The sequence below is a fragment of the Streptomyces sp. NPDC002536 genome (genome assembly GCF_053594995.1).
The window spans coordinates 15,084-41,779 of record NZ_JBSFWU010000069.1; the positions used below are offsets into that span (position 1 = coordinate 15,084).

Genomic DNA, 26,696 nt, shown 5'->3' on the forward strand with positions numbered 1-26,696 from the left:
GAGCGCACACGGCTCGTGAGTGAGCCTGTGCTCTCGCGGTCGCTACTTGGCCGGCCTGCCGGGCTGGTCGTGGGTCGAGCAGTGGATGCCGCCTCCGCCCGAGGCGATGGTGTCGATCTTCACCTGCACGATGTCGCGCTGGGGGAAGTGGTCCTGCAGGACCCCCTTCGCATGGTCGTCGGCCTTGGCGTCGCCGAAGCGGGGCATGAACACCGCACCGTTGGCGACATAGAAGTTCGCGTAGGTGGAGACGAAGGCGTCGCCCCGGCCGGTGATCCTGTCGAGGTCGGGCTGGGGCAGGTCGATGACTTCCAGGGACTTGCCGCGAGCGTCCGTGGTGTCCTGGAGCACCGACCTGGCCTGGTCGGCTGCGCGGGACCAGACGTCCGGGGGGCTGCCGGGGAAGGCGCGGTCCACGAGGACGACACCCGGCGCGGTGAACCGGGCAATGCTGTCGACGTGCGCGTCGGTGATGTCCTTGCCGCGCACACCGGCCAGCCAGATCACCTTCTCGATGCCCAGACTGCTCTTGATCTCGGCCTCGATCCGGTCGCGGCTCTTCCCCGGGTTGCGGTTCTTGTTGACCACCGAGCTCTCGGTGATCAACAAGGTGCCCTCACCATCCGTCTCGAAGGAGCCGCCCTCGGCGACCAGCGGGGCCTTGGCGCGCGGGATGTCGTACTTCCCCAGCAGGAGTCGGCCGACCTGGGCGTCGTTGGCGTGCTCCTGCTTGTTGCCCCAGCCGCTGAAGTTGAGGTCGACGCCGAGGACGCCCCCGGAGTCCTCGACGAACAGGGGGACGGTGTCGCGCGCCCACAGGTCGTCGACCATGAGCGGGATCACCTCGACCTGGGAGCCGCAGGCCCGCTGGGCCGCGTTCTGATGCTCGGGGCGGGCCATCAGCACCACGGGCTCGTACTCCGCGACGGCACGGGCCACCCGCGCGATGTCCTCGCGCACGGACGGCAGTTGATCGCCCCAGACCGACTCCAGGGCGGGCCAGGACATGAAGGTGCGGGTGTGGCTCTCCCACTCGGCACCGAACCGGCGGCCCTTCTGCTTCCGGGGGGGACGACGAGGAGGCGGGGGCAGCCGGATTGTCGCCCGGACTGCAGGCCACGGCGCCGAGTGCGAGGGCGCCGATGCCGGCGAAGGAGCGCAGGACGTTGCGGCGGGACACAGGGGAATGGGACACAGAGAACTCCGGCGTTCAGCTGGCTACGGTACGGGTTCGTGCATGGTGGAGCAGTGGATTCCACCGCCGCCGTCCATGAGACGGTCGACGTCCAGCTGTACGACCTGGCGTCCAGGAAATGCCTCGGCCAGGGTGCGGCGGGCCGCGTCGTCCTTCCGTGCGTCGCCGAACTGCGCCGCGATGACCGCGCCGTTGACGAGATGGAAGTTGAGGTACGAATCGACGAACGCCGAACTCCGCGATCGGACGGTGTCCGGCCCCTCCACACGGATCACCCGCAGGCGCCGCCCCTTCGCGTCGGTCGCGGCCGACAGAACGGCGAACTGCTCACGCGCATCCCGGGCCCAGACGTCGTTCTGGTCGTCCGGGGGAACCTGCACCATGACGACGCCGGGAGCGGCGAAGCGGGACGTGACGTCGATGTGGTTGTCGGTGATGTCCCGGCCCCGGACGCCGGGAACCCAGATCATTTTCTCGGCCCCGTACGCCGCCAGGACCTCCCCTTCGATCTCGTCCCGGCTCATTCCGCGATTGCGGTTCTTGTTGACCAGACTGCTCTCGGTGGCCATCACCGTGCCGTCGCCGTCGGTCTCGATCGATCCGCCTTCTCCGACGAAACCCGCCTCGCTGATGGGGATCCCGTTGAATTCGGCGACGCCCCATGCCACTTCGGCGTCATCGCGGTGCGTCTGTTTGCGACCCCACCCGTTGAAGTTGAGGCTGACGGCATCGAGATTCCCGCGGCCGTCGCGCCGGAAGACGGCGCAGGTGTCGCGCATCCAGAGATCGTCCGTGGGGATCGAGCCGATGACGGTCACCCCTGGTCCGCAAGCGGCCCGGGCGGCCCCTGCGGCGGTTTCGTCCGGCGCACACATGATGACGGGCTCGTATGCCGCGACCGTGCGGGCGATGAGGGCGATGTCCTGCTGGACACCTGCCAGCCGGCGGCCCCAGACGGACCTCCGTGACGGCCAGGACATCCAGGTCCGGCTATGCGGAACGTCGTCGGCCGGCACGCGCCACCGGAGGTCGTTCATGGGGGCTCCACATCGAGTCTGCTGCACAGCGCCGCTGATGCCCTGCACTCTGGCACTGACTGAATTTTCAGTCAACTTGATCTGCAAGCGAGTCCCCGTGCACTCGCGGCTGTGGTGGGTGGGGGGTGCCGTGCAGGGCAGCGGAAACGCCGGGGCCTACCGGCCCCCCAGTCGCTCCAACTCCGCATCGACGGCGTCCAGCACCAGTTCGCGGGCATGCCTCAGGGGCAGGATGCCGCCGAGCCAGCGCATGCTGAGCCCTTCCACCAATGCTGTCAGCCGCTCGGCGGCGACGGCCAGGTCGGCGGCGGTCGTCATGGGGCGCACCCGGCCGAGCAGGTCGGCGATCTCCTGGACCCAGACCAGCGTGGCCTTGGCCAGGTCCTCCCGCAGGTGGGGCTCGAAGATGGCGCTGGCGCGCAGCTCTCCCCATGCGGTGCTGTTCTCCCGGACGGTCTCGTCGTCCTGGAGCTCCAGCAGCAGGGTCTGTTCCAGCGCCTGCCGGGGCTCGAGGGGGGCGGCGTCCGGACCGCGCTCGGTGGTGTAGCTCCCGGCGCGGTCGTTGATGAACTCCAAGGTCTGGCGCAGGATGCCTGCCCGGTCCTTGAAGTGGTAGTAGATGAGCGCGGTGGACACCCCGGCCTCGGCGGCCAGCTCCTCGACCCGCAGCCCGCGGACTCCGCGCCGGGCGATGACCCGCGCAGCCGCCTCCATGATCGCTGTTCTACGGTCGCTCACGGTCACCCAGCTTAACCAGCCCTCGCGCGCGACTTCCCTCGGGGGGACTGACTGAAATTTCAGTAGACTTCAATACGCTTCACTCGCCCCTGGCCCGTGTGCGGCGGGCGTAGGCGCGGGCCGCGCGGGCACGGTCGCCGCAGCGTACCGAACACCAGTGGCGGCGGGCGTGGGTGCGCAGCAGGTAGCGCCGGCAGGGGGCCGAGTCGCAGGCGGCAAGCCGTTCGGCGTCGGGGCCGGTGAGCAGATCGGCGGCGTCGGCGGCGAGGACTGCGAGGGCGTGGTCGACGATCCGGTCGGTGGGATGCGCCTGGACCCGGTGCAGGCCCTGCGCGGGATCCCAGCGCAACAGGGCGGCCGCGGGGGCGCGGGTCAGTGCATCGTTGACGGCGCGCAGCGCCTCGTCCGGCGCGGGGAGGGCGTCGGTCCGTGAGGCGAGCAGCGCCCGCAGCTGATCCCGCAGGGCACGCAGCCGGGCCGCGCACACCTCGTACAACTCGACGTCCGGCGGCACGAGTTCGTGTTCGGCCAGCCAGCGCGCCGCCGCCTCGGGCGAGCCGAGCAGGTCCAGGAACTGGCCGCCCGGAAGGGCGAGCGCAGTGTTGGCGAAGTCGAGCGCACGGTACTGCTCCGCGCCCGGCGCGGGCGGCGGGGCAAGGTCGGCGGGCTCGCTGGTCGCGGTCTCCTTCACACCTCTCATGCTAACCCTTGCAGTTTTCCGTGAGACTCGATTACCGTGCCTCACGGAAAACTTTCCATTTACCGTGAGGATGTGGATGCGATGACCGAGACCGGCACCCCCACCGCGCCGACGACCCCCGTCAGCGTCTTCGGCGGTCCGAGCGCCCTGATCGAGTACGGCGGGCTGCGGTTCCTCACCGACCCCGCCTTCGACGCTCCGGGCGAGTACCCCAGAGGCAACGGCCACGTCCTCACCAAGACCGCCCCCGCCGCCATCGACCCGGCCGAACTCGCCCCGGTCGACGCGGTCCTGCTCTCCCACGACGAACACCCCGACAACCTCGACCACTCCGGCCGCGCCCTGCTGGCCGGCATCCCCCTGACCCTCACCACCCGCGGCGGCGCGGCACGCCTCGGCGGCACCGCCCGGGGCCTGGCCCCCTGGGAGACCGTCGACCTCCCCCGCCCCGACGGCGGCACCCTGACCGTGACCGCCACTCCCGCCCAGCACGGACCCGAGGGCTGCGAACCCGTCACTGGCGAGGTGATCGGCTTCGTCCTGACCGCCCCCGACCTGCCCACCGTCTACGTCAGCGGCGACAACGCCTCACTGGACGTGGTCCGACAGATCGCCGACCGCTTCGCCCCCGTCGACACCGCCGTCCTCTTCGCAGGCGCCGCCCGCACCGCTCTCTTCGACGGCGCCCTGCTCACCCTCGACAGCACCCAGACCGCCAAGGCCGCCGCCCTCCTCGCCGCCCGCCGCGTGGTCCCCGTCCACTTCGACAGCTGGGGCCACTTCACCGAAGGCCGCACTCACCTGATCGACGCCTTCACCGCGGCCGGGCTGCTGGACCGCTTGGAACTGGAGGCGGCCTGAACCACGGTCGGGCTCCGCACGGAAGGCGCAGCGGCGCACGAGGCGGTACTGGCCATGCTGACCGCCGGGCCGGGCCGGAAAAACAGAAAAACCCCAGCTGAGCTGGGGTTTCATCTAATCTTGCTGGTGTCCGAGGGGGGACTTGAACCCTTCCTTCAGGCACGAGCCCTCAAGTGCGAGAGATCACCGATACGTCTTCGGCGGGCTCGCCTTCCACGCTCGATCGAGAGAATCGTCCCAATCGCCGTCCCGGTCGAAACTGGCGGCCCGGCAGCCACGAGACATCGGCGCCGCAGCGGTATGGCGCCAGGGAGCGTCCCCGATCCGGGCTATGGCGTGGCCGCAATGCCGACAGGTTGCGTGGCCCATCAGCTCCTCGGTCAGCCGCTCGACTTGCGCGGTGCGGTCCGCAACCTCCTCTTGGACGCCCCGCAGCACCTCCTCGGCGCTGGAAACCCCCGCTGATCCGATGAGGTTGCGTACGAGTGCCGCCGCTTCCGTCGCGATGTCCGCCCGCCGCGCGGCCTCTACCAAGTTCCGTGCACCACCGCTGTCATGCGACTTGCGCACTGTCCGTTCCGCCAGATCCACCGACGGAAGGCTCGACACCGTCGGCCGGTCATCGCCGGCCTCGTGGTTCGTAGCCTCGTCCCTCAGGCGTTTACGGGCCATTTCGAAGGCCCACGCCTCGGTGGATGCCTTCTTGGGGACGTTGAAATGAGTGCTGGTCGCCGCGTCCATCACCGTGTGGAACTCTGCCATCAGCGCTCCCCAGTGGTCGCCGCCGGCGAAGTCATCTGGGCACCAGCCGTAATGACGCACAAGTTCGTCACGGACTCGGTCGAAATGGTGCAGGCTCTTCCGTACCGGCCCGGACGTGTCGATGTGGAGGCCGACACGTTCTGCTGCGGCCAGCATCTCCGGCTCCACGCCGTCCCACTTCATATGGCCGTCGCGTTGACAGGCGTAGTCCACCCAGGACCAGAACGCCTCAGCATCCGCGACGTCGGGCGCCTCACGGTGGTGGCGCGAGCAGAGGAGGGCGAAGTTGCGGACATCGTTGGAACCACCGAGCGACTCCGGGACCACGTGGGCCCTTTCCACAGGCGCCTGCCAGCAGATGAGGCAAATCGGCTCATCGAGGCCGAGGTAGTCAGCGATAGCTCGGACCGGAGGTCTCGACCGGCGCGGGTCAGGATTGCCATCCCGGTTTCGTACGTGCAACTCGCGGTGGTCGTAGCCATGTTCGCGGTCAGGGTCTCGTACGTTGAGGACGTCAGGTATGTCCTCGCGTTGCGATTCAGGGTTCCTCACACGGTAGAGCGGTGTGCTGATCTCCGTGAGGTACGGGCCGAGGAACCCCAGTAGGAATTCGCGAATGATCTCCAGGGCATCGGCGTCATATCCACCGGCGGCATTGCGGTGCCCTTGGACGTCTAGGTAGAGGTGACGGGGGGCGCCTGGACTCGTCGCCGCAGCCTTCTTGAGGATCGAAAAAAGGCGGGTGGCGCACTTGGCGAAGTCCTCTTCGACTCGCATGTCGTGATACAGCGCGATGCCTTTGGGCTGCACATCGACTCTCGGCCCTTCAGGTGAGGCCGCGTCCTGCGTGACCTCGGGGTGGGCTGAGCACCGAGCCGTCGTCGATTCCCCTGCGGTTGCTTCCATGGGCGCACAGTAGGCGCGGCCACTGACAACGGACGTTTGCGGCGTCCGATCCGGGTGGAACGGTGCACACTACGAATCCACTCGGACCTGTCTGCTCCCGGTCTGACCTGGGGATTCGCTGGGCCGTTGGTTACGTGGTTGGTCACTCCATGCCCCAGAAAAGCAGAAGACCCCTGGTGAACAGGGGTCTCAGCCGGTGTCCGAGGGGGGACTTGAACCCCCACGCCCGATAAAGGGCACTAGCACCTCAAGCTAGCGCGTCTGCCATTCCGCCACCCGGACTAGGTGTTTGTCTCTGCGGGGCGTTCCCCGCGGCGACATGGATAACTCTATCAAGGTTTCGGAGTGCCGTTGACCAGCACCTTCGCCGCAGACATAAGGTCGGTTTATGGGCAATGACGGACACTCCTCCGCACCGCGGCGCGTGCCGCGCCCCCTGTCGCCGTTGCGGGAGCATCTGCGGGACACGTTCTGGTTCGCGCCGACCGTCGGGCTCGCCGGTGCCGTGGTGCTGGCCTCGGGGGTGCTGGAGGTGGATCACCTGCTGATCCGGACGCTGCAGGAGGACGGGGACTACGGCGACGTCGACGCGCTGATCAAGATCGCGAACGACGCCAAGACGATCATCGGCACCGTGGGCTCGGCGATGCTGACCTTCGTCGGTGTCGTCTTCTCGATCTCGCTCGTCGCCCTGCAGATGGCAGCCGGGCAGATGACGCCGCGCGTGGTGCGGCTGTACGTCCGCAGCCGGGTCACCAAGTGCACGTTCGCCGTGTTCCTGGCGACGTTCCTGTTCGCGCTGCTGGTGCAGGCGTCGTACGAGGGGAACACCGACCCGCGCACGGTGACGACCGTGCCGTTCGTCTCCGCGATCCTCTGCGTGCTGATGGTGCTGGTCAGCCTCGGGCTGTTCGTCGCGTACGTGAACTCCACACTCCGGCTGATGCGGGTCGCCCACGTCATCGACCGCATCATCCGGGAGTCCTTCCGGATGCTGGACCGGCACGTACGGACCGTCCCGGGCACCCCGGACCTCCCGCCCGCCGGGGCGGAGATCGTGCACCGGGGGCGGGCCGGGGTGCTGCGGGACGTCCACATCACGCGCCTGGTGCGGGTGGCCCGCCGGCACGGCGCGGTGCTGCGGCTGATCCCGCGGATCGGCGACTACGTGGTGCCGGGCACCCCGGTGCTGGCCGTGCACGGCGGGACGGTGCCGCCGCCGCGGGCGCTCCGCTGCACCGTGTCGGTGGGCGTGGAACGGACCTTCCACCAGGACCTGGGCTTCGGGCTGCGGCAGCTGTCCGACATCGCCCAGCGGGCCCTGTCCCCCGCCGTCAACGACCCCACGACGGCCGTGCAGTGCCTGGACCGCATCGTCCAGTTCCTGGCGGCCATCGCGGACCGGCCGCTGGGCTCGCTGCACCACCACGACCGCAAGGGCACCATCCGGCTCGTACAGGACCTGCCCGGCTGGACGGACCTGGTCGACCTCGGCTTCACCGAGATCCGCGGCTGCGCCACCGGTCAGCCCCAGGTGACGCGCCGTCTGATCGCCGGGCTGGACGACCTGCTGCACCTGGCGCCCGAGGAGCGCCGCCCGCCGCTCGAACGGCACCGCGCGCTCCTGGCACAGGCCGTGGAGCGGGAGGTGCCGGAGGCACCGAACCGCGTGTTTGCCCTGCTGCCGGACCGACAGGGGATCGGCTGAGCAGTCCGGTGACTGCGGGTCCGCTGTGGCTGGTCGCGCAGTTCCCCGCGCCCCTTACGGGGCTACGGCATCAGGTGGTACTCCGGGAAGTTCCCCGGCACCCGGTCCTCCCCCGGCCCCTCCGTCACCGCCCGCACCAGCAGTTCCCCTCCCACGAACGCGCCCCGCCACGACGCCCCGAAGCCGCCGAAGAGCTCCTCGCGGTCACCGCGCGAACGCGGCACGCCGCGGCCCACCTTGAAGGCGCGGATCTGCGGGGCGAGGCGCTCGTGCACCGCAGGATCGTCACACGACAGCGTGGCCACCAGCGCTCCGTTGCTCGCGTTCATCGCGGCGAGCAACTCGGCCTCCGTGTCGACGAGAACGATCGTGTCGACGGGCCCGAACGGCTCCGCGTGATGCAGCGGAGACGCCGGGGGCGGGTTGAGGAGGGTGACCGGAGGGACGTACGCCCGGGTGTCCTGACCCGGCAGGAAGCGGCCTTCGTCGAGCGTGCCGCGGTGCAGCGGAACGGCACCGCGATCCACCGCCTCGTCGATCTGGGCCCTGAGCTCCTCGGCCTTGGCCGCGTTGATGAGCGGCCCGAAGTCCAGCTCGGGCAGCTCGTCCGCCGGGTCGTCGACCGCCAGCGGGTGGCCGAGGCGCACGGACCGCACGGCCGGCAGGTACACCGCCAGGAACTCCGCGAACGCGCTGCGCTGCACGACGAAGCGCGGGTAGGCCGTGCAGCGCTGCTTCGCGTAGTCGAACGTCTTGCGGATCTGCGGGGCGAAGGCGTCCCAGGCGGTGAAGTTCCAGATGCCCCAGGCGTTGAGGCCCTCCTGCTCCAGGATGTGCCGCTTGCCGAGGTCGGCGACGGCGGTGGCCACGCGGGCGCCGGTGTCGCGGCCGCCGACGAAGGACACACAGCCGATCTCCGGGGCGCGCACGAGCGCCTCGGAGAGCTCCCCGCCGCTGCCGCTGACCAGGGTCAGCGGCAGGCCCTCCCGGGCCATGAGGGCGGCGGCCAGGGTCAGGCAGGACAGGCCGCCGTCCGTGGGCGTCTTGGCGATGGCGGCGTTGCCGGCCAGCATCTGGACGAGCACGGCGTGGACGAGCACGCTCATCGGGTAGTTCCAGCTGGCGATGTTGCTGACGGGGCCGGGCAGCGGGGTGCGCCCGGCGAGCATTCCGTCGATCCCGTCGACGTACCAGCGCACGCCGTCCACAGCCCGGTCGACGTCCGCCCGGGCGAGCCGCCACGGCTTGCCGATCTCCCAGACGAGGAGCAGGGCGAGGAGGTCGCGGTGCTCGGCGAGGGCGTCGAGGGCGGCGCCCACCCGTGCCCTGCGTTCGGCGAGCGGCAGGTCGCGCCAGGCGTGGTGCTGGTCCAGGGAGGCGCGCACGGCGTGGCGGGCGGTGGCCCGGTCGAGGCGGGGCGGGCCCGGGACCGGGGTGCCGTCGACGGGGGTGGCGGCGGGCAGCGGACGGCCGTCCAGCTGCCAGGCGCCGTTCCAGAGGTTGAGGACGCGGTCGTCCCGGAATGCCTCGGGGGCGACGGCCCGGCAGCGCTGCCAGGCGGTGGCCCATTCGGTGCCGGGTTTCAGAACCAGCGGAACGCGCGGAACGCGCGGAAAGGTGGGTGCCATCACGGATCTCCGCTCTCGGTGCACGATCGGGTCGTTCGGGGCGGGGAAGGTGGCGCTGCGGTGCTGTGCGCTGTGGTGCTGTGGTGCTGTGCGCTGCGATGCTCACAGCTTGCTACCGAACGGTAGCCCCGGTGCGGGTTGCAGGAAGGGTGCCCGGCTCCGATGAGGCCCAGGTCACGTGAGACGGTTTTCCCGACACTGCCGCCAACGCGCACCAGGACTGATCGACACATGGGACGGGTCACCGAACGACGCCGCGTCATCCGCATCCGGGACGGGGTCGCGACCGCCCGCCCCGACACGCTCGTGGCCGAGGAGCCGCTGGAGATCCGGCTGAACGGCAAGCCCCTCGCGATCACCATGCGCACGCCGGGCGACGACTTCGCGCTCGCAGCCGGCTTCCTCGTCAGCGAGGGCGTCCTGGGCGGCGCCGAGGACCTGGCGAACATCGTCTACTGCGCGGGCGCGACCGAGGACGGCCGCAACACGTACAACGTCGTCGACGTCCGCCTCGCCCCCGGCGTGCCCGTCCCCGACATCACGCTCGAGCGCAACGTCTACACCACGTCCTCCTGCGGCCTGTGCGGCAAGGCCAGCCTGGACGCCGTCCGCACCACCGCCCGCTGGCCGGTGGCCGACGGCTCGTCACCGCTGCGCCTGGCACCGGAACTTCTGGCGGAGCTGCCCGGGCGGCTGCGCGAGGCACAGCGCGTCTTCGACCGCACGGGCGGCCTGCACGCCGCCGCGCTGTTCTCGCCGGAGGGCGAACTGCTGGACGCGCGCGAGGACGTGGGCCGACACAACGCGGTCGACAAGCTCGTGGGCCGCGCCCTCCAGCAGGGCCTGCTCCCCCTGTCGGGCACCGTGCTGGTCGTCTCCGGCCGCGCCTCGTTCGAGCTGGCGCAGAAGGCGGTCATGGCGGGCATCCCGGTGCTGGCAGCGGTGTCGGCCCCGTCGTCCCTGGCCGTGGACCTGGCGGCGGAGACGGGGATGACGCTGGTCGGCTTTCTGCGGGGGGCGTCGATGAACGTGTATGCCGGTGAGGAACGCATTGCCCTGGAGGAGCGGGCCCCGGAAGGCCCGTGAGGAGAAGGCTCAGCTCTTCACAGGGCGGAGGGTTCGCTCGTACGCGGAGGGCGCCATCGCCGTCAGCAGGCAGTGGCCGGTGGATGTGCAGCAGGTGCAGGACGAGACGGCTGTCGCCCGCCTCGGCCGGCTGATCGAGCAACTCGACGCCTTCATGGCCCGCGCAGCGCGCGAGGGCGTCATCCGCCCGGGCCTTCCGGACCGTTGGGCCCGCTCCCTGCTCATCCATCTCACCAACCTCGCCTCGCACGAGATGCCGGAGCTGACCACAGCACAGGGAGCCGACATGGTGACCCAGTCCCTGATCAGCGGACTCGGCGCCGCGTGACGCGCCACGGGCTGTGACGCAGGCCACCGGGAAAGGGTGACAGGGCGTTGTCGCGGACAGCTGAGACTGTCGATGCATGACGATCCCCATGACGGCCCGCACGACGACCACGGACGAGGACTGCCTCGTCGAAACCCTGGCATTCAACGAACAGTTCGAGGCTGCGGCCGCAAGCCGCCCGCCTCGCGGGCAGGCGCCGGATGCCGCCATGCTGGCGTTCCTGCGGCGCAACCGGCTCGGCGGCGACACGCCGCCGGTGAGACTGCCGCAGGGGCAGGACCGCGTCGTGGCCGGCGGGGTGAAGGTCCGGGCGTTCGTGCCGGATCACGTCGACGGCGTGTACCTGCACATACACGGCGGCGGCTGGGCGTTCGGCTCGGCGGACGGACAGGACGAGAGGTTGTGGCGGCTTGCCGTGCAGGCGCGGCTGGCCGTGGTGAGCGTGGAGTACCGGCTGGCGCCGGAGCATCCGTTCCCCGCCGGACCCGACGACTGCGAAGCGGCCGCCCGATGGCTGGTGGACCATGCCGCGGCGGAGTTCGGTACCCAACGGCTGCTGATCGGCGGCGAATCGGCCGGCGCCCATCTGAGTGTCCTGACACTGCTGCGTCTTCGTGACCGGCACGGCATCACGGGCGCGTTCCGGGCGGCCAACCTGCTCTTCGGCCCGTACGACCTGTCGATGACACCGAGCCAGCGGTCGTTCGGCTCCAGGCGCCTTCTCAGCAACACCGACTCGATACGGGGCAGTTACGAGCTCTTCACGCCGGGGACGGGGGCGGAGCAGCGCCGCGATCCGGAGGTCTCGCCGCTGTTCGCCGATCTGACCGGCATGCCGCCCGCCCGCATCGTCGTCGGCACTGAGGATCCACTGCTGGACGACTCACTCTTCCTGGCCGGGCGGTGGCAGGCGGCAGGAGCCCCCGTGCAGCTCGGCGTCGTCGCCGGTGCGATGCACGGCTTCACCCTCTTCCCGCTGACCATCACCGAGCGCGAGCTGCAGCGGGAGCGGGATTTCCTGGCCGGCGCGTGACGGTAGCGTCGGCCTCATGATCGGCCTCATGAAGCGCACTGCCCGGCTCTATGCGCTGGTGGAAGAGTTGCGTGCGGTGGCGCCACGGCCGTTGACGGTCGCGACGCTCGCCGCGCGGTTCGAAGTCAGCACACGCACGGTGCAGCGTGACCTGCAGGCGCTGATGGAGACCGGCGTCCCGGTGCGCACCACGTCCGGGCGGGGCGGGGGCTGGTCGATCGACCCGGCGATGACTCTGCCGCCGATCCGTTTCACCGCCGATGAAGCCTCGGCGCTTGTCGCCGCGCTCGCCTCGGCCGACGCCTCGGCCCCCTACGCCGGTGCGGCCCGCACGGCATCCCAGAAGATCGCGGCCTCGATGACGGGTCCCGCCTCGGTGGCGGCCCGGGAACTCGCCGCCCGGATCGTGGCGTTGCCCGCCCGGACCGCGGAGTCGGTACGCGCCGCAGTGGAACAGGCCCTCACCCACGGAACGGTGCTGCAACTGTCCTACGTCGACGCGGCAGGACGGGAGAGCCACCGCGTGGTGGAACCGGCCGGACTGCTCACCGCCGACGGCAAGTGGTACCTCATCGCCTGGTGCCGCACGCGACAGTCCGGCCGGGGCTTCCGGCTGGACCGCATCACAGCGGCGACTCCGACCCGCGAGCAGGCGCCGCCCCATGACCTGGCCGGCCTGCTGCTGGGCTCGGCCGCCGCCGGGGCGGTGCAGCCCACCGCGCTGGCACCACTCGTCTAGTTGCCCTCTCTGACTGCCCAAGTTCGTCAGCCTGTCTCCGTGGGACCACATCCCGGTGCTGCGAGCGATCGCGACGAAGAATCCGGAGTGAGGCCCCGGGACAATGAGTCCGCGGGGCCTTTCGTCATCCTGTCGGCACCGCCGAGGAATGGTGGTTGACGATGAGCCACTTGCCCCGGCACCGCTCGTAGACGAACGTGTAGCGGGCGTCGACCTTGGACTTGCTGCCGTCCTTGTTGGTCAGCGTGAACTCGTACAGTCCGCTGTCGACGGCATCGTTACGGCCCAGGATCTTGATATGGCGCTCCTGGATGCGGCCGACCGGCTTGCTCTCCAGGAAGTGCTTGAAGTAATCGACCCGTGCCGCCCGCGTGGTGCGGATCTCGGAGGAGACGGTCGGCAGCAGCACGGAGTCGGGGGCGTACAGATTCGCGACACGGTTCGCATTGCCGCTGGCCAGAGCCGCGTTCCAGCGGTCGAACAGGGCCTTGATCTGCCCCTTGGTGGGATGATGGTGCTTCCCGGTTCTCGACTCGGCAGCATGCGCCGTCCCGGCTCCAGTGAACAACGGCAGCGCCAGCACCGCAACGGTGGCAACGGCGGTCGAGGCGGAGAGTCTGCGCCTCAGCATGGAACACCTCCTGCGTGGGAACAGGCTCAGCCTCCCCCGGCGCAGTCGATCCCGCATGTCGGCGCAGCAGCCGGGGGAATGGCCGGTTCCGCCGGCGCAGATCCTAGTTGCCCGCCTCGCCCTCGACGACGCGCTGGAGGAGGGCGAGGAAGAGCTCGCGCTCGGCGGGCGAAAGGGCGGACAGCAGGGCCTCGTTGGCCTCGTCGCCGAGCTTGGCGAGGCGGGTGAGGCGCTTACGGCCTTTGGGGGTGAGGGTGATGGCGTTCTTGCGACGGTCGTTGGGGTCGGGGGCGCGGGTGACGAGGCCCTGGTCCTGGAGGTCGTTGAGGATGCCGACCATGTCCTTGGGGTCGAAGCCGGTGGTGCGCCCGAGTTCGGCCTGGGCGACCGGTCCGAGGTCGGCGACGGCGGAGAGCACCGCGTGGTGCGGCATCCGCATCCCGTCGCGCGCGAGCGCCTCGGCCACGAGGCGGCGGCCGCGCACGGAGGCGCGGTTGAGCAGCCAGCTGGGGAGGGCCTGGATCCGGTCGAGCGCGGGCGTGGGGTCCGCCGCGGTCCGTGCCGTGGCCCCTGCCGTGGTCTGCGCCTTGGTGTCTGCCATGGGGTGAGCCTATCCGGAAAACCATTGGAGTTCCCAATGAAGTCGTGTACGGTGGAGTCATTCATTGGGAAGCCCAATGATGGGGTTCCCAACGATGGGGTTCCCAGCGACGGGGCCCTGACGGCTCCGACCAAGCCCTGCCGAAGTCAATCTGTGGAGGTGCATGCCATGCGTCGCGTCCGGTATCACGAGAACGGCGGCCCCGAGGTCCTGCACATCGAGGAGACCGAGGTGCCCCGGCCCGGCCCGGGTGAGCTGCTCGTGCGCACCGAGGCGATCGGGGTGACGCTGCCCGTCGTCCGCAAGGTGCGCGAGGGCGGAATGCCGCTGCCGGCGAGCCTGGGCGGCGAGGTCGCCGGGGAGATCGTCGCCGTCGGCCCGGAGGTGACGGAGTTCGCGGTGGGCGAGCGCGTGACGGGCCTGTGCTTCGGCGACGGCTACGCGGACTTCGCTCTGCTGCACACCGCGATGGCCTCGCGCATCCCCGACGGGGCGACCTCGGCCGACGCCGTCGCGCTGGTCCGTTGCGGTCTGGTCGCCCTCGGGGCGTACGAGGCCGCCAGACCGGCCGAGGGCGAGTCGGTGCTGGTGACGGGCGCGGCCAGCGGCGTGGGCCACTTGGCCGTGCAGCTCGCCAAGGCGCGCGGCGCAGGGCGGGTCGTGGCGGCGGTGGGCTCGGCCGCCAAGGCGGAGTTCGTGCGGTCCCTGGGCGCGGACGAGGTCGTCGCATACGAGGAGGCCTCCTGGGGCGACCCGGTCGACATCGCCCTGGACGCGGTCGGCGGCGAGCTGCTCTCCCCGTGCCTGGCCGCGCTCGCGCCGGGCGGACGGCTGGTGACGTACAGCTCCGGCGGCGGCACCCTGCAGGCGTACGACCTCCTGGTGGGCGCGAAATCCGCCATCGGTTTCCAGATGGCGCTCATAGCGCGCAATCGACCCGCGCTGATGGAGCAGTGGCGGCAGGAACTGTGGGAGCTGTTCGCGGCGGGCCGGCTGCGGCCGCACGTTCACGCGGAACTGCCGCTGGAGGATGCGGCGAAGGCGCACGAGATCATCGAGTCGCGCACCAATCAGGGCAAGGTGATACTGCGGCCCGCGTAAACCTTTGTGCCTCCTTCGACTGACGGTCGCCGAGGGTTCCTTGTGAGAGCGGAGACCGCCCCGTACGTTGACCCACCGGACACGTGGGGCCCCGGCGGGCCCGTACGCGAAAGGGACGGGCCATGGCGGCGGCGCATCTTCCCAACAGCCATTCCAACAGCCTTTCCAACAACCTTCACTTTGCGTTCATCAGACACAGCATCAGTTGTCGTTTCCGACGGTTCGTCACCACCAGTTCTCGTAAAGCCAGACGGGCCACGGCGGCGTTGCTCTCCGGCGCCCTGCTCGCCCTGCTCCCCCACCCGGCCCCGGCCGGGGCCGAGGGTGCAACTGCGAACACCGGTGACGCGCGCGGCGGTTTCGAGGAGCGCGTGCTGTTCAAGGCGGAACAGGACCCCGGATACGCCTGCTACCGCATCCCCGCCGTCGTCACCACGACCCACGGCACCCTGCTCGCCTTCGCCGAGGGCCGCAAGCACAACTGCGGTGACGCCACCGACATCGACATCGTCCTCAAGCGCTCGACCGACGGCGGCCGCACCTGGGGGCCGCTCCAGGTCGTCGACCCCGGCGACGGCGACACCCACGGCAACCCCGCGCCCGTCGTGGACCGGCGCACCGGGCGCATCGTCCTGGCCAGCACCTACAACGAGGGGCGCGACGACGCCGCGAACTGCGACGTGCCCTGCAATCGCACCCCGCATCTGCAGTACAGCGACGACGACGGCGCCAACTGGTCGGAGCCGCGCGATCTGACGGCCTCGCTCCGGCCGTCCGGCTGGAACTCGTGGTACGCCACCGGTCCCGGCCACGGCATCCAGCTCGCGCGCGGCCCGCACCGCGGCCGCCTGGTGATCGGGGTCAACGCCGAGAGCCATGACGGCGTGCACACGTCCGCCAACCACGCCGCCCTCGCCCTGAGCGACGACGGCGGAGCCCACTGGCGCCTCGGCGCCACCGATACCTATCCCGTCGCCCGGGACGGCACCTACCGCCAGAAGCCTTCCGAACTCACCCTTGCGGAGCGCGATGACGCAGACATCTATGTGAACGGCCGCGAACAGGGCGGCACGGACCTCGGCAACCGCGACGAGGCCGTGAGCCGGGACGGCGGCGCGAGTTTCGCCGCACCGTTCCGGGCGCTGCCGGATCTCTACACGCCCATGGTGCAGGGAGCCGTCGTCCCCCTGCACCCCGGCCGCTGGCTGATCTCGGCGCCCGCCGATCCCGACCGGCGCCGCACCATGACCATCCGGTCCTCCTACGACCAGGGGCGCACCTGGGAGAGCGCCGATCACGGCCGGCGGGTCACGGCCGACTGGTCGGGGTACTCCGACATGACCGTGACCGGCCCGGGCACGGTCGGGCTGCTCTACGAGGCCGGGAAGCGCGACGCCCGCGACGAGATCCGCTTCGCCCGCTTCACCGAGGACTGGCTCGGCCCCCGGCGCGGGCCGGACCCCACGACTCCCGACCGCGCACCCGGCGCGGAGGGCGCCGCGGTCCTGGGCGGGGCGCGCCCGGTGGCCGGCCGGTTCGGCGGGGCGCTCGCCTTCGACGGTGAGGACAGCGCGGTGCACCTGCCCTACCGGAGCGAACTGCCCCTCGGCACCCGGGAGTTCACCGCTTCCCTGTGGTTCCGCTACAGCGCGGAGGACGGGGAGCAGCCGTTCCTGTGGATGGGCGGGGTCGGCGGGTCCCCGCAGGTGTCATTGCGGGGCGAGCCGGCAGCGGGGCGGGTCGCGGCGCAGGTCACCGCCGTCGCCGGGTCGGCGCCGGCCCGGACGGCGACGGTGTACTCGGCCGGGGCGCACAACGACGGCCAGTGGCACCATATGACGCTGCGCCGCGCGGCGGGCCGGCTCACGCTGACCGTCGACGACACCGCAACAGCAGTGCCCGACGTCCCCGGGTCGGTGAGCCGCACGTCGACGTTCGGGGTGCACCTGGGCCAGAAGCCGGACGCACGCGAGTTCCTGACGGGCGAGCTGGACGAGGTGAAGGTGACGTCCCAGGGAGACACCGTGCTGTGGCTCCCTCTGGACACGGTCAACACCCCTGCCCCGTAAGGGGCGCGGGGCTGATACATCATGCGGCTCCGCCGCGTGGGCGCGACCAGCCACGAACAACCCGCACGCGCCGTCAGACAACAGCCCCCTCCGCCACCCCCACGGGCGCAGTCGCCCCAGACTGCCGCCCGTACCGCTTGGCGAGGACCGCACAGACCATCAGCTGCAGCTGGTGGAAGAGCATCAGCGGCAGAATCATCAGCCCGGCGTCCGCGCCGAACAGCACGGTCGCCATCGGCAGCCCGGCCGCCAGGCTCTTCTTCGATCCGGCGAAGGTGATGGCGATGCGGTCCTCGCGCCCGAAGCCGAGCCGGCGGGTGCCGAGGCTGGTGAAGGCGAGCATGACCGCCAGCAACATGGCCTCCACCCCCAGGAGCGCCACCAGCCGCAGCGGTGTGACCTGGTGCCAGATGCCCCGGACCACGCCCTCGCTGAACGCGGCGTAGACGACGAGGAGGATCGAGCCCCGGTCGACGTAGCCCAGGACCTTCTTGTGGCGGGTGATGAAGCCGCCGATCCAGCGGCGCAGGAGCTGTCCGGCGACGAACGGCACCAGGAGCCGCAGGACGACGGACAGGAGGGAGTCGAGGGAGAAACCGACGGCGTTGTTGCCCAGCAGCGCCGCCGCGAGGAGCGGGGTCAGCACGATGCCCACGATGCTGGAGAACGAGCCGGCGCAGATCGCGGCCGCCACGTTGCCGCGGGCGATGGAGGTGAAGGCGATCGAGGACTGGATGGTGGACGGCACCAGGCACAGGAAGAGCAGCCCGGTCTGCAGCTGCGGGGTCAGGACGTAGGGGACGAGGCCGCGGGAGGCCAGGCCGAGCAGCGGGAAGACGGCGAACGTGCAGGCCAGGACGGTCAGATGGAGCCGCCAGTGGCGCAGGCCGTCCATGGCCTCACGGGTGGAGAGCCGTGCGCCGTAGAGGAAGAAGAGCAGGGCGACCGCGCCGGTGGAGGCGCCGTCCACGGTGGTCGCGGCCGTGCCGCGGGCCGGCAGCAGGGCGGCGAGGAGGACGGTGCCGAGCAGGGCGGCTATGTAGGGGTCCACGGGGAGGCGGGTGAGGATGCGGCGCATGCCGTCCAGCCTGCCCTTCCCCCGTCTCATCGGGAACCCCGTTCACCGTGCTCACTGCCATCACGCAATCCGATAACCAGAGCTACTCTGGCCATGTGTTCGATCCGACGCAGCTGCGCACGTTCCTCACCGTGGCCCAGACGCTCAGCTTCACCCAGGCCGCGCGCCGCCTCGGGGTGCGGCAGTCGACGGTGAGCCAGCAGGTGCGGCGCCTGGAGGAGGCCGCCGGGCGGCAGTTGTTCGCCCGGGACACGCACAGCGTGACGCTGACCGAGGACGGGGAGGCCATGCTCGGCTTCGCCCGCACGATCCTGGAGGCCAACGAACGGGCCGCGAGCTGGTTCGCGGGCACCCGGCTGCGCGGGCGGCTCCGCTTCGGCGCCTCGGAGGACTTCGTGCTGACCCGGCTGCCGGAGATCCTGGAGGCCTTCCGCCGCGACCACCCCGAGGTGGACCTGGAGCTGACCGTCGAGCTCTCCGGCACCCTGCAGCACCGGCTCGCGGCCGGGCGGCTGGACCTGGTGCTCGCCAAGCGCCGCCCGGACGACCCCGGCGGCCCGCAGGAGCCGCCGGGCCGCCTGGTCTGGCGGGACCAGCTGGTGTGGATCGGCAGCGAGCGGCTGCGCCTGGACCCGCACCGGCCGCTGCCGCTGGTCGTCTTCCCGCCGCCCGCGGTGACCCGGGCCCGCGCCCTGGAGGTGCTGGAGCAGCATGGCCGCGCCTGGCGGGTGACCTGCACCAGCGGCAGCCTCAACGGCCTGGTGGCGGCGGCCCGCGCGGGCCTGGGCGTCATGGCGCACACCAGCGGCATGATCCCGCCGGGCCTGGTGCGGCTCCCGGCCCGGGCCGGGCTGCCGGAGCTCGGCGGCATCGATGTGGTGCTGCTCCACGGCGCCGCCCGGGGCAGTGCGGCCCGCGGTGCCGCGGAGGCGCTCGCGGAGGCGGTCCTCGCGGGCGGCGACCGTCTCCAGGCCCCCGCGGCCACGGCGACAGGCCCGTGACGCACTAGCGCCCCGTGGGGGGCGCGGGGAACTGCGCGACCAGCCCCCACCAGCCTGCAGCCGACGCACCACCCCAGAGCCCCGGGACTTCGACCGCGGGCGCGTCGTGGCTGATCGCGCCCACGCGGCGGAGCCGCTGGGGGTACCTCCTGGGGGCACCCCCAGCGGTAGCTGGGGGAGGTAGCTCGGGGAGAAACGGCCCCGCGCCCCCCACGGGGCGACATGGTGCCCTGATACCCGTGGTCCTGCCGGGCCCCGCGGGTCCGTGACGCTCCTGTGCGGATCGCCGGTGGACGGCGCGGAGGTTCCGTGCGGATCCCGTCGAGGCCGCGCGGCGTGGCGCGGCGGAGGGGTTCGCTCCGCCGAGGAGCCGGGTACGGTCACGGCGCTGTGCGGGCACCCTGCCGTGCCGCGCCGGCCGTGCCGCCGCACGCCCGGACACCGCGAGGAGCGAGGAGCCGTTGCGCGAAGTCACCGAGCCGTCGCTGGTGACGGCGCCCCAGGCCGGAGGTCTGGCGGACGTCGTCTTCGACCATGCGGAGGCGGACCCCGGGCGGGTCGCCCTCGGCCGCCGCGTGGCCGGCGAGTGGCAGGACGTCACGGCGGCCGCCTTCCGGGACGAGGTGCTCGCCCTGGCCAAGGGCCTGCTCGCGCAGGGCGTCCGGTTCGGCGACCGGGTGGCCGTCATGTCCCGTACGCGCTACGAGTGGACGCTGTTCGACTTCGCGCTGTGGTGCATCGGCGCCCAGCCCGTGCCGCTGTATCCCACCTCCTCCACCGAGCAGGTGTTCTGGATGCTGCACGACGCCCGCGTGACCGCCTGCGTCGTCGAGCACGAGGACCACGCCATGACCATCGGCTCGGTCATCGGCCGGCTCCCGCACCTGGCCCGGCTGTGGCAGCTCGACGCCGGGGCGCTGGAGGAGCTGGCCGAGGCCGGGGCCCGCATCGACGACGAGGTCGTGCACCGGCACCGCATGGCCGTCACCCCCGACTCGCCGGCCACCGTCATCTACACCTCGGGCACCACGGGCCGCCCCCGCGGCTGCGTCCTGACCCACGCCAACTTCATGACGGAGACCGACAACCTCGTCCGCCGCTACGAGCCGGTCTTCCGCTCCCGGCCCGGCGACGAGGCGTCCACCCTGCTCTTCCTCCCCCTGGCCCATGTCTTCGGGCGGATGGTGCAGGTCGCGGCGGTGCGCGGCCGCGTCAAACTGGGCCACCAGCCCCAGCTGTCGGCCGAGGAACTGCTGCCCGATCTGCAGGCGTTCCGGCCGACGTTCGTCCTGGCGGTGCCGTACGTCTTCGAGAAGGTCTTCGCCACGGCCCGCCGCGAGGCCGAGCGCACGGGCCGGGAGGGCCCGTTCGAACGGGCCGCCGAGGTGGCCGTGCGCTACGCGGAGGCGCAGGAGGCCCGCGCCTTCGGCACGGGGCCCGGGCCCGGCGCCGCCCTGCGCCTGCAGCACCAGGTGTTCGACCGGCTGGTCTACGCGCGCTTCCGCGAGGTGCTGGGCGGGCGGGTGCGCCACGCGATGTCGGGCGGCTCGGCGATGGAGCGGCGCCTGGGGCTGTTCTTCGCGGGCGCGGGCATCACCGTCTTCGAGGGCTACGGGCTGACGGAGACCACCGGCGCCGCCACCGCCAACCCGCCCGAGCGCACCCGTTTCGGCACCGTCGGGGTGCCCGTGCCCGGCACCACGGTGCACATCGCCGACGACGGCGAGGTGTGGGTGCGCGGCGGCCAGGTCTTCAGCGGCTACCTCGGCGATCCGCGGGCGTCGGAGGCGGCGCTCCGGTCGGGCTGGCTGGCCACGGGGGACCTGGGCTCGCTGGACGAGGACGGCTATCTGACGATCACCGGCCGCAAGAAGGAGATCCTGGTGACCTCCGGCGGCAAGAGCGTCTCGCCGCTGGTGCTGGAGGAGCGGGTGCGGGCGCACCCGCTGATCTCCCAGTGCATCGTGGTCGGCAACGACCGCCCCTACGTCGCCGCGCTGGTCACCCTCGACCCGGAGGCCGTGGCCCACTGGCTGCAGATGCGCGACAAGCCGCCGATGGAGCCGGCGGAGCTGGTGCGCGACCCGGATCTGGAGACCGAGATCCGGCGAGGCGTGGTGGCCGCCAACACCCTGGTCTCGCAGGCCGAGTCCATCCGGACCTTCCGGATCCTGGGCGCGCAGTTCACCGAGGAGCAGGGCCTGCTGACGCCGACGCTGAAACTCCGGCGCAGGGCGATAGAGAAGGCGTATGCCGTGGAGGTCGAGGCGCTCTACGGCAAATGAGTCCACTTGGGTCCCTGAGCGGGAATGCGGCCAGAGTGGTTCCGGTTGACGCTTGGAGTAAGCGCTTCCGAAACCGAACCAGTAAGGATCGATTGCTCGTGAGCAAGGTCCCGTCCATCACCCTCAACAACGGCGTCGAGATGCCGCAGCTCGGCTTCGGCGTCTGGCAGGTTCCGGATGCCGAGGCGACCGCCGCGGTGTCGAACGCCCTCGAGGCGGGTTACCGCAGCATCGACACGGCTGCGGTGTACGAGAACGAAGCGGGTACCGGCAAGGCGCTGACCTCCTCGGACATCCCGCGTGACGAGCTGTTCGTCACCACCAAGCTCTGGAACAGCGCGTCCGAGACCTGGACGCGCGACGGCGTCCTGCGCGAGTTCGACGCGTCCCTGGCCAAGCTGGGCCTGGACCACGTGGATCTGTACCTCATCCACTGGCCGCGCGCCATGCGCGACGACTACCTGACCATCTGGCGCGCCTTCGCCGAGATCGCCGAGAGCGGGCGGGCGAAGGCCGTGGGCGTCTCCAACTTCCAGGTCCCGCAGCTGGAGCGGCTGCTCGCCGAGACGTCGCTGGTCCCGGCCGTCAACCAGATCGAGCTGCACCCGAACTTCCCGCAGTCCGAACTGCGCGCGTTCCACGCCGCCCACGGCATCGCGACGGAGGCGTGGTCGCCGCTCGGCCAGGGCGGCGAGCTGCTCAAGGCCCCGGTGCTGGCCGGTATCGCCGCCAAGCACGGCAAGTCGGCGGCCCAGGTGGTGCTGCGCTGGCACCTGCAGCTGGGCAATGTGGTGATCCCGAAGTCGGTGACGCCGTCCCGCATCCGCGAGAACATCGACGTCTTCGACTTCACCCTCGACGAGGACGACATGAAGGCGATCGCCGCCCTCGACAACGGCACCCGACTGGGCCCGAACCCGGACGACTTCGACTGGAACTGAGTCGCCGCCGTCGCCGACACGGTCGCTGACACGCCGGACGGGCCGCTTCGGTCCGTCCGGCGTGTCCGACGTGCGGGGTCACCGTGCGCCGTGCGCGGACGCAACCGCCTCCACCCGGCGGGCCAGTTGCACGTCCAGCTCCGTGACCTTGCCCCCGGCACTGTGCGTGTTCACGGCAAGTGACACCGTGTTGTACCCCAGCACCACATCCGCGTGATGCCCCAGCTCCTCCTGGATCTGCGCGATGTGGATCACCATGGCGGCAGCCGGGAAGTGCCCGTCGAAGGAATACGTCCGGGTGATCCGGTCACCGTCGACGGCCCAGCCGGGCAGTTCCTGAAGGCGTACCTCCACGTCCTTCTGCGAGAGCGGTTCGACAGCCATCGCCCATCCCTTCGTCGTCGCATCCGCAGTGATGCAAGCGTCCCATGGGACTGGGGCGTTGTCGCGCCCGCGCGCACCGTCCGGACCGCTGTGCACGGCCACGACGGCCGTTTGTACGGTCGGTCCATGACAACTGTGGTGGCACCCGGAACCGGTGCGGGCGGCGTGGGCGCGCTCTTGCGCGACTGGCGTACCCGGCGCCGTATCAGCCAGCTCGAACTCGCCCTGCGTGCCGAGTCCTCCGCCCGGCACATCAGCTTCATCGAGACCGGGCGCTCCCGCCCGAGCCCCGAGATGGTGCTCCGCCTCGCGGATCACCTGGACGTCCCCGTGCGCGAGCGCAACGCCCTGCTCGTGGCCGCCGGTTATGCCCCGCACTACCCGGAGCGTCCGCTGGACGACCCGGCGCTGGACGGCCTGCGGGAAGGGGTCGAGAGCCTGCTGAAGGGCTACGAGCCCTTCCCCGCGCTGGTGGTGGACGGCTCCTATCAGGTGATGGCGGCGAACAGCGGCATCGCGATGCTCCTGGAGGGCGTCGCGGAGCCGCTGCTCACTCCTCCGTTGAACGCCATGCGTCTCACCCTGCACCCGGACGGCATGGCCCCGCGCATCCGCAATCTCCGCGAGTGGCGCGGGCACCTGCTGCACCAGATGGAGCGGCAGCTGGCACACATGCGGTCGGCCGCCCTGCGGGCCGTCTACGACGAGGTGAGCGCGTATCCCCTGCCGGAGCGGCCGGATCGGCCCGGTGAGGAGGTCACGGCGGCCGGGCGGGCGGCCGCGCCCTTCGCGCTGCCGCTGGTGATCGAGCACGGTGGCCGGACCCTGTCGTTCGTCTCGACCATCACGACGTTCAACACCCCCATGGACGTGACCGTTTCCGAACTGGCCCTGGAGGCCTTCCTCCCCGCCGATCCGGAAACGGCCGCAGCCCTCAAGGAGTTCACGCGCTAGCGGCGGGCACCCGGTCGAGAAAGCCGAGGACGGTACGGATCCGGCCGTCCCCGGCCAGGGTGATCACGTCCGAACCGGCGACGGGCGCCGACCCGTCGGCGGCGGACACCAGCTCCCACGAGAACCGCGCGGTGTCGTGATGGCCGTCCACGGCGCCGCTCTGCCGGAACACGAAGCCGGGGAACTGCTCGTGCGCACCGGCTATCACTGCCGCAAGGTGCTCGTGCCCGCTGACGTCGGCGAGCGGGTCGGTGTAGGAACCGTCCTCGCTCCACGCGGCGGCCACGGCCTCGGCCCGGGCGGCGGGGTCGGTGGCGTTCCAGGCCGCGAAGTAGCGGGCGACGGCGGTCTCGTACTGCGACATGACGGATCTCCTCGGACGGCTGAAGGGGCTTTCGAAGGATGCTGAAAGCAAAGGGCCACGGTCCCTCCGGCCCCGCGTGTGCGGGTCCGGAGGTCCGTGGCCATCACCTTGCCGTGGGAGGGATCCCGGCGCGATTACCTCAGAAGTAAGGGGCGTCAGCCGGCGACGGACTCCGCCACCTGCTCCGCGGCCGGCTCCGCGGAAGCGGGAGCCGCATCGGCGGCCTCGGCCGCCTTGCGCCGCCCCGCCATCCACACGTAGACGAGGATGCCCGCGAACAGGAACAGCGTGCCCTGGTACACGGCCGCGTAACCGGCGCCCGCCACCAGCCAGAAGGAGAACGCGAACGCGCCCACCGCCAGCACCATGTCCCGCGTCATCCGGCCGGGGTTGACCTTGTGGCCCTGGCCCGTCAGCAGGAAGTACACCTGCGCCGCCGCGGCGAGCAGGTACGGGACCGTCGCCGAGAACGTCGTGACCAGGACGAGGATGTTGAACACCCCGCCCGAGCCGGACGTGTAGTTGATGACGGTCAGGCCGGTGGCCAGGACGGCCGCGGCCAGCACGCCGAAGGTCGGCACGCCGCGCTTCTCCTTGGCGAACGCGGCCGGGAACAGGCCGTCCTTGGCGGCCGCGAACGGCGAGTGGGCGCTCATCAGCGTCCAGCCGTTGAGCGCGCCGAAGATGGAGATCGCCGCGGCGGCCGCGATGAGCATGCCGCCCCAGCTGCCGCCGAACATCACGTCGACGGCGTCGGAGAACGGCGCGGTGGACTTGACCAGCTTGTCGTGCGGGACACTGCCGAAGACCGACAGGGTGCCGAGCAGGTAGACCAGAGCGGCACCGATGGTGCCCAGGACGCTCGCGCGGCCCACGTTGCGCTCGGGGTTGCGGACCGCGCCCGCGCTGACGGAGGCGGACTCCACACCCACGTAGCTGTAGAGCAGGATCGCGGCGGACGCGGTCAGGCCGCCGGTCCAGTTGCCGCCGCCCTCGGTGAAGGGGCCGAGGTTCTTCGGGTCGAAGAAGAAGATGCCCACGACGGCCACGAACAGCAGCGGCAGGAACTTCAGCACCGTGGAGACCATCTGCACCGCACCCACCCAGCGCGTGCCGGCGAGGTTCGCCAGCGCCGGGAGCCACAGGAAGGCCAGGGCCACGGTGAGGTCGGCGCCCGTCGAGGGCTTCACGCCGGTCAGGAAGTGGAAGTAGCCGACGCCCGCCACGGCGAGGGCGGCGTTGCTGACCCAGGTCATGGTCCAGTACGACCAGGCCGAGAGGAACCCGGCGAAGTCGCCGAAGGCCTCACGCGCGTAGACGTACGGACCACCGGTGCGCGGGTCGCGCTCGGCGAGCCGGCCGAAGACCAGGGCCAGCGCGATGGCGCCGACGGTGAGCACGCCGAAGGCGAGCAGGCTGACGGTGCCGAAGGGGGCGACGGAGGCGGGCAGCAGGAAGATGCCGCCTCCGATGATGTTTCCCATGACCAGCGCGGTGGCCGTGGGGAGGCCGAAGCGGCGGGACTGCGTGCCGTCGTCGGTGTCGTGCATGGGTGTGGTGCGCCTCTCGTCTGGCGTGGCAGGTCGCCGGTTCCGGGCGACAGCACAGGGCTGTGCGACTGCACATGTTCACCCTGGCATCGCACCCTGCAAAATCAGCGATTTTTGTCCCGCGAGGAGCGCATGGGAACCGTAAAAGGTGTGGTGATCAAGGCCGGTGACCGTGATTCGTCCATGATCCGGAGACTGTGTTGCAGTAACGGTTCGCCCGCAACGGCACAGCGCAAAGGCGCAGGAAAAGGGGCGCACGGGTGACATCCCCGTCCCCGCGGGCAGGATCCCCCCATGACGACCTCCCTGTGCACGCCCCGGCTGACGCTGCGCCGCTGGCGCGAGGACGACCTCGACGCGATGGCGGCGATCAACTCCGACCCCGAGGTGATGCGCTGGATCGGGGACGGCTCGGTGCAGGACCGGGAGCAGACTGCGGCGCGGATCGCGGTGTGGGAGCGCACGTGGGAGGAGCGCGGGGTCGGGCTGTTCGCGGTGGAATGCCGGGACAGCGGCCAACTGGCCGGATTCGCCGGGTTATCGGTGCCACTGTTCCTGCCGGAGGTACTGCCCGCCTTCGAGATCGGATGGCGGCTGGGGCGGCCGTTCTGGGGGCGCGGGCTGGCCACCGAGGCGGCCCGCACGGCGCTGGACTTCGCGCTGCGCGAGCGCGGCCTGGCCCGGATCGTGAGCATCAGCGCCGTCGGCAACGCCGCCTCCCAACGGATCATGCGCAAGCTCGGCATGCGCGCGGAGCGCGACACGGTGCACCCGGAGTTCGGGGTGCCGCTGCGTGTGCACGTCCTGGAGACGCGCCCCTGACAGGGCGCCCCGTCAGGGGCGCGGGGCCGTTTCAGATATGCGGCTCCGCCGCGTGGGCGCGACCAGGCGCCCCGAAGGGGCGCGGGGAACTGCGCGACCAGCCCCCACCGGCCCGCAGCCGACGCCCTCTTTGTCGGGCGTCTGTGCGGCCCTGGCCAGTACAAGATCGGTAAAACTGCGGTAGCCGTCCAACG

The 26,696-nt window shown here is 71.1% G+C and carries 24 protein-coding genes, 1 tRNA gene and 1 pseudogene; 13 read left to right on the forward strand and 13 right to left on the reverse strand.

Annotated features, from left to right (window positions below):
* Positions 1 to 42 precede the first annotated feature (42 nt).
* The 4 genes and pseudogenes from ACWD4B_RS23605 to ACWD4B_RS23620 all read right to left on the reverse strand — a co-directional run bounded on the left by ACWD4B_RS23605 (position 43) and on the right by ACWD4B_RS23620 (position 3,670).
* Positions 43 to 1,195: pseudogene (locus ACWD4B_RS23605) on the reverse strand (agmatine deiminase family protein).
* Between the two features lie 23 nt (positions 1,196 to 1,218).
* Positions 1,219 to 2,232 (reverse strand): agmatine deiminase family protein, encoded by a 1,014-nt coding sequence (locus ACWD4B_RS23610; protein ID WP_451422605.1) that lies wholly within the window; start codon positions 2,230 to 2,232, stop codon positions 1,219 to 1,221.
* 156 nt (positions 2,233 to 2,388) lie between these two features.
* Positions 2,389 to 2,946 carry a TetR/AcrR family transcriptional regulator gene (locus tag ACWD4B_RS23615; protein WP_451422627.1) on the reverse strand — a complete coding sequence of 186 codons (558 nt, stop codon included), beginning with the start codon at positions 2,944 to 2,946 and terminating at the stop codon, positions 2,389 to 2,391.
* Positions 2,947 to 3,049: 103 nt separating this feature from the next.
* A complete protein-coding gene (locus ACWD4B_RS23620; protein ID WP_451422606.1) occupies positions 3,050 to 3,670 on the reverse strand; it encodes an ABATE domain-containing protein in 621 nt (206 codons plus the stop codon).
* Between the two features lie 81 nt (positions 3,671 to 3,751).
* On the opposite strand from ACWD4B_RS23620, the gene ACWD4B_RS23625 reads away from it, so the two are divergent.
* A complete protein-coding gene (locus ACWD4B_RS23625; RefSeq protein WP_451422628.1) occupies positions 3,752 to 4,531 on the forward strand; it encodes an MBL fold metallo-hydrolase in 780 nt (259 codons plus the stop codon).
* 183 nt (positions 4,532 to 4,714) lie between these two features.
* Here the strand turns inward: ACWD4B_RS23625 and ACWD4B_RS23630 are convergent, their stop codons facing one another.
* Positions 4,715 to 6,199: an HNH endonuclease gene (locus ACWD4B_RS23630; protein WP_451422607.1), complete on the reverse strand. Its 1,485-nt coding sequence runs from the start codon at positions 6,197 to 6,199 to the stop codon at positions 4,715 to 4,717.
* A 197-nt stretch (positions 6,200 to 6,396) separates the two neighbouring features.
* A tRNA-Leu gene (locus ACWD4B_RS23635) sits at positions 6,397 to 6,481 on the reverse strand.
* Positions 6,482 to 6,587: 106 nt separating this feature from the next.
* Between ACWD4B_RS23635 and ACWD4B_RS23640 the strand changes: the two genes are divergently transcribed.
* A complete protein-coding gene (locus ACWD4B_RS23640; protein ID WP_451422608.1) occupies positions 6,588 to 7,907 on the forward strand; it encodes a DUF2254 domain-containing protein in 1,320 nt (439 codons plus the stop codon).
* A 62-nt stretch (positions 7,908 to 7,969) separates the two neighbouring features.
* On the opposite strand, the gene ACWD4B_RS23645 is transcribed toward ACWD4B_RS23640, so the two are convergent.
* A complete protein-coding gene (locus ACWD4B_RS23645) occupies positions 7,970 to 9,535 on the reverse strand; it encodes an aldehyde dehydrogenase family protein (protein ID WP_451422609.1) in 1,566 nt (521 codons plus the stop codon).
* Positions 9,536 to 9,766: 231 nt separating this feature from the next.
* Between ACWD4B_RS23645 and fdhD the strand changes: the two genes are divergently transcribed.
* From fdhD to ACWD4B_RS23665, 4 genes are all read left to right on the forward strand, one after another.
* Positions 9,767 to 10,621, forward strand: a complete 855-nt coding sequence (gene fdhD / locus ACWD4B_RS23650; protein ID WP_451422610.1) for a formate dehydrogenase accessory sulfurtransferase FdhD — start codon at positions 9,767 to 9,769, stop codon at positions 10,619 to 10,621.
* 79 nt (positions 10,622 to 10,700) lie between these two features.
* The gene (locus ACWD4B_RS23655; protein WP_451422611.1) at positions 10,701 to 10,949 is read left to right on the forward strand and encodes a hypothetical protein; all 249 of its coding nucleotides are present in this window, start codon (positions 10,701 to 10,703) and stop codon (positions 10,947 to 10,949) included.
* 76 nt (positions 10,950 to 11,025) lie between these two features.
* Positions 11,026 to 11,982, forward strand: a complete 957-nt coding sequence (locus ACWD4B_RS23660) for an alpha/beta hydrolase (protein ID WP_451422612.1) — start codon at positions 11,026 to 11,028, stop codon at positions 11,980 to 11,982.
* Between the two features lie 28 nt (positions 11,983 to 12,010).
* Positions 12,011 to 12,721: a helix-turn-helix transcriptional regulator gene (locus ACWD4B_RS23665; RefSeq protein WP_451422613.1), complete on the forward strand. Its 711-nt coding sequence runs from the start codon at positions 12,011 to 12,013 to the stop codon at positions 12,719 to 12,721.
* A 124-nt stretch (positions 12,722 to 12,845) separates the two neighbouring features.
* On the opposite strand, the gene ACWD4B_RS23670 is transcribed toward ACWD4B_RS23665, so the two are convergent.
* Both ACWD4B_RS23670 and ACWD4B_RS23675 read right to left on the reverse strand, forming a co-directional pair.
* Positions 12,846 to 13,352: an SgcJ/EcaC family oxidoreductase gene (locus ACWD4B_RS23670; protein ID WP_451422614.1), complete on the reverse strand. Its 507-nt coding sequence runs from the start codon at positions 13,350 to 13,352 to the stop codon at positions 12,846 to 12,848.
* 103 nt (positions 13,353 to 13,455) lie between these two features.
* Positions 13,456 to 13,953: a MarR family winged helix-turn-helix transcriptional regulator gene (locus ACWD4B_RS23675; protein WP_451422615.1), complete on the reverse strand. Its 498-nt coding sequence runs from the start codon at positions 13,951 to 13,953 to the stop codon at positions 13,456 to 13,458.
* 168 nt (positions 13,954 to 14,121) lie between these two features.
* Between ACWD4B_RS23675 and ACWD4B_RS23680 the strand changes: the two genes are divergently transcribed.
* Positions 14,122 to 15,054: a quinone oxidoreductase family protein gene (locus tag ACWD4B_RS23680; protein WP_451422616.1), complete on the forward strand. Its 933-nt coding sequence runs from the start codon at positions 14,122 to 14,124 to the stop codon at positions 15,052 to 15,054.
* Positions 15,055 to 15,320: 266 nt separating this feature from the next.
* Positions 15,321 to 17,123, forward strand: coding sequence for an exo-alpha-sialidase (locus ACWD4B_RS23685; RefSeq protein WP_451422617.1), 1,803 nt, complete (start codon positions 15,321 to 15,323; stop codon positions 17,121 to 17,123).
* Between the two features lie 73 nt (positions 17,124 to 17,196).
* Here ACWD4B_RS23685 and ACWD4B_RS23690 read toward each other — a convergent pair whose 3' ends face one another.
* Positions 17,197 to 18,231, reverse strand: a complete 1,035-nt coding sequence (locus tag ACWD4B_RS23690; protein WP_451422618.1) for a bile acid:sodium symporter family protein — start codon at positions 18,229 to 18,231, stop codon at positions 17,197 to 17,199.
* Between the two features lie 65 nt (positions 18,232 to 18,296).
* Here ACWD4B_RS23690 and ACWD4B_RS23695 point away from each other — a divergent pair, with 65 nt between their 5' ends.
* The 3 genes from ACWD4B_RS23695 (at position 18,297) to ACWD4B_RS23705 (ending at position 22,428) form a co-directional block, all read left to right on the forward strand.
* Positions 18,297 to 19,202, forward strand: a complete 906-nt coding sequence (locus ACWD4B_RS23695; protein WP_451422619.1) for a LysR family transcriptional regulator — start codon at positions 18,297 to 18,299, stop codon at positions 19,200 to 19,202.
* A 461-nt stretch (positions 19,203 to 19,663) separates the two neighbouring features.
* The gene (locus ACWD4B_RS23700) at positions 19,664 to 21,487 is read left to right on the forward strand and encodes an AMP-dependent synthetase/ligase (protein WP_451422620.1); all 1,824 of its coding nucleotides are present in this window, start codon (positions 19,664 to 19,666) and stop codon (positions 21,485 to 21,487) included.
* Between the two features lie 98 nt (positions 21,488 to 21,585).
* On the forward strand, positions 21,586 to 22,428 hold the full coding sequence (locus tag ACWD4B_RS23705) for an aldo/keto reductase (RefSeq protein ID WP_451422621.1): 843 nt from the start codon (positions 21,586 to 21,588) through the stop codon (positions 22,426 to 22,428).
* Between the two features lie 78 nt (positions 22,429 to 22,506).
* Here ACWD4B_RS23705 and ACWD4B_RS23710 read toward each other — a convergent pair whose 3' ends face one another.
* Positions 22,507 to 22,812 carry a 4a-hydroxytetrahydrobiopterin dehydratase gene (locus ACWD4B_RS23710; protein ID WP_451422622.1) on the reverse strand — a complete coding sequence of 102 codons (306 nt, stop codon included), beginning with the start codon at positions 22,810 to 22,812 and terminating at the stop codon, positions 22,507 to 22,509.
* Between the two features lie 126 nt (positions 22,813 to 22,938).
* Here ACWD4B_RS23710 and ACWD4B_RS23715 point away from each other — a divergent pair, with 126 nt between their 5' ends.
* A complete protein-coding gene (locus ACWD4B_RS23715; RefSeq protein WP_451422623.1) occupies positions 22,939 to 23,766 on the forward strand; it encodes a helix-turn-helix domain-containing protein in 828 nt (275 codons plus the stop codon).
* Here ACWD4B_RS23715 and ACWD4B_RS23720 read toward each other — a convergent pair.
* Positions 23,756 to 24,130: a nuclear transport factor 2 family protein gene (locus ACWD4B_RS23720; protein ID WP_451422624.1), complete on the reverse strand. Its 375-nt coding sequence runs from the start codon at positions 24,128 to 24,130 to the stop codon at positions 23,756 to 23,758. The two genes, ACWD4B_RS23715 and ACWD4B_RS23720, sit on opposite strands and share 11 nt — an antisense overlap.
* Positions 24,131 to 24,285: 155 nt before the next feature.
* The gene (locus tag ACWD4B_RS23725) at positions 24,286 to 25,680 is read right to left on the reverse strand and encodes an amino acid permease (RefSeq protein WP_451422625.1); all 1,395 of its coding nucleotides are present in this window, start codon (positions 25,678 to 25,680) and stop codon (positions 24,286 to 24,288) included.
* A gap of 294 nt (positions 25,681 to 25,974) precedes the next feature.
* On the opposite strand from ACWD4B_RS23725, the gene ACWD4B_RS23730 reads away from it, so the two are divergent.
* On the forward strand, positions 25,975 to 26,502 hold the full coding sequence (locus ACWD4B_RS23730) for a GNAT family N-acetyltransferase (protein ID WP_451422626.1): 528 nt from the start codon (positions 25,975 to 25,977) through the stop codon (positions 26,500 to 26,502).
* The last annotated feature ends 194 nt before the right edge of the window (positions 26,503 to 26,696 follow it).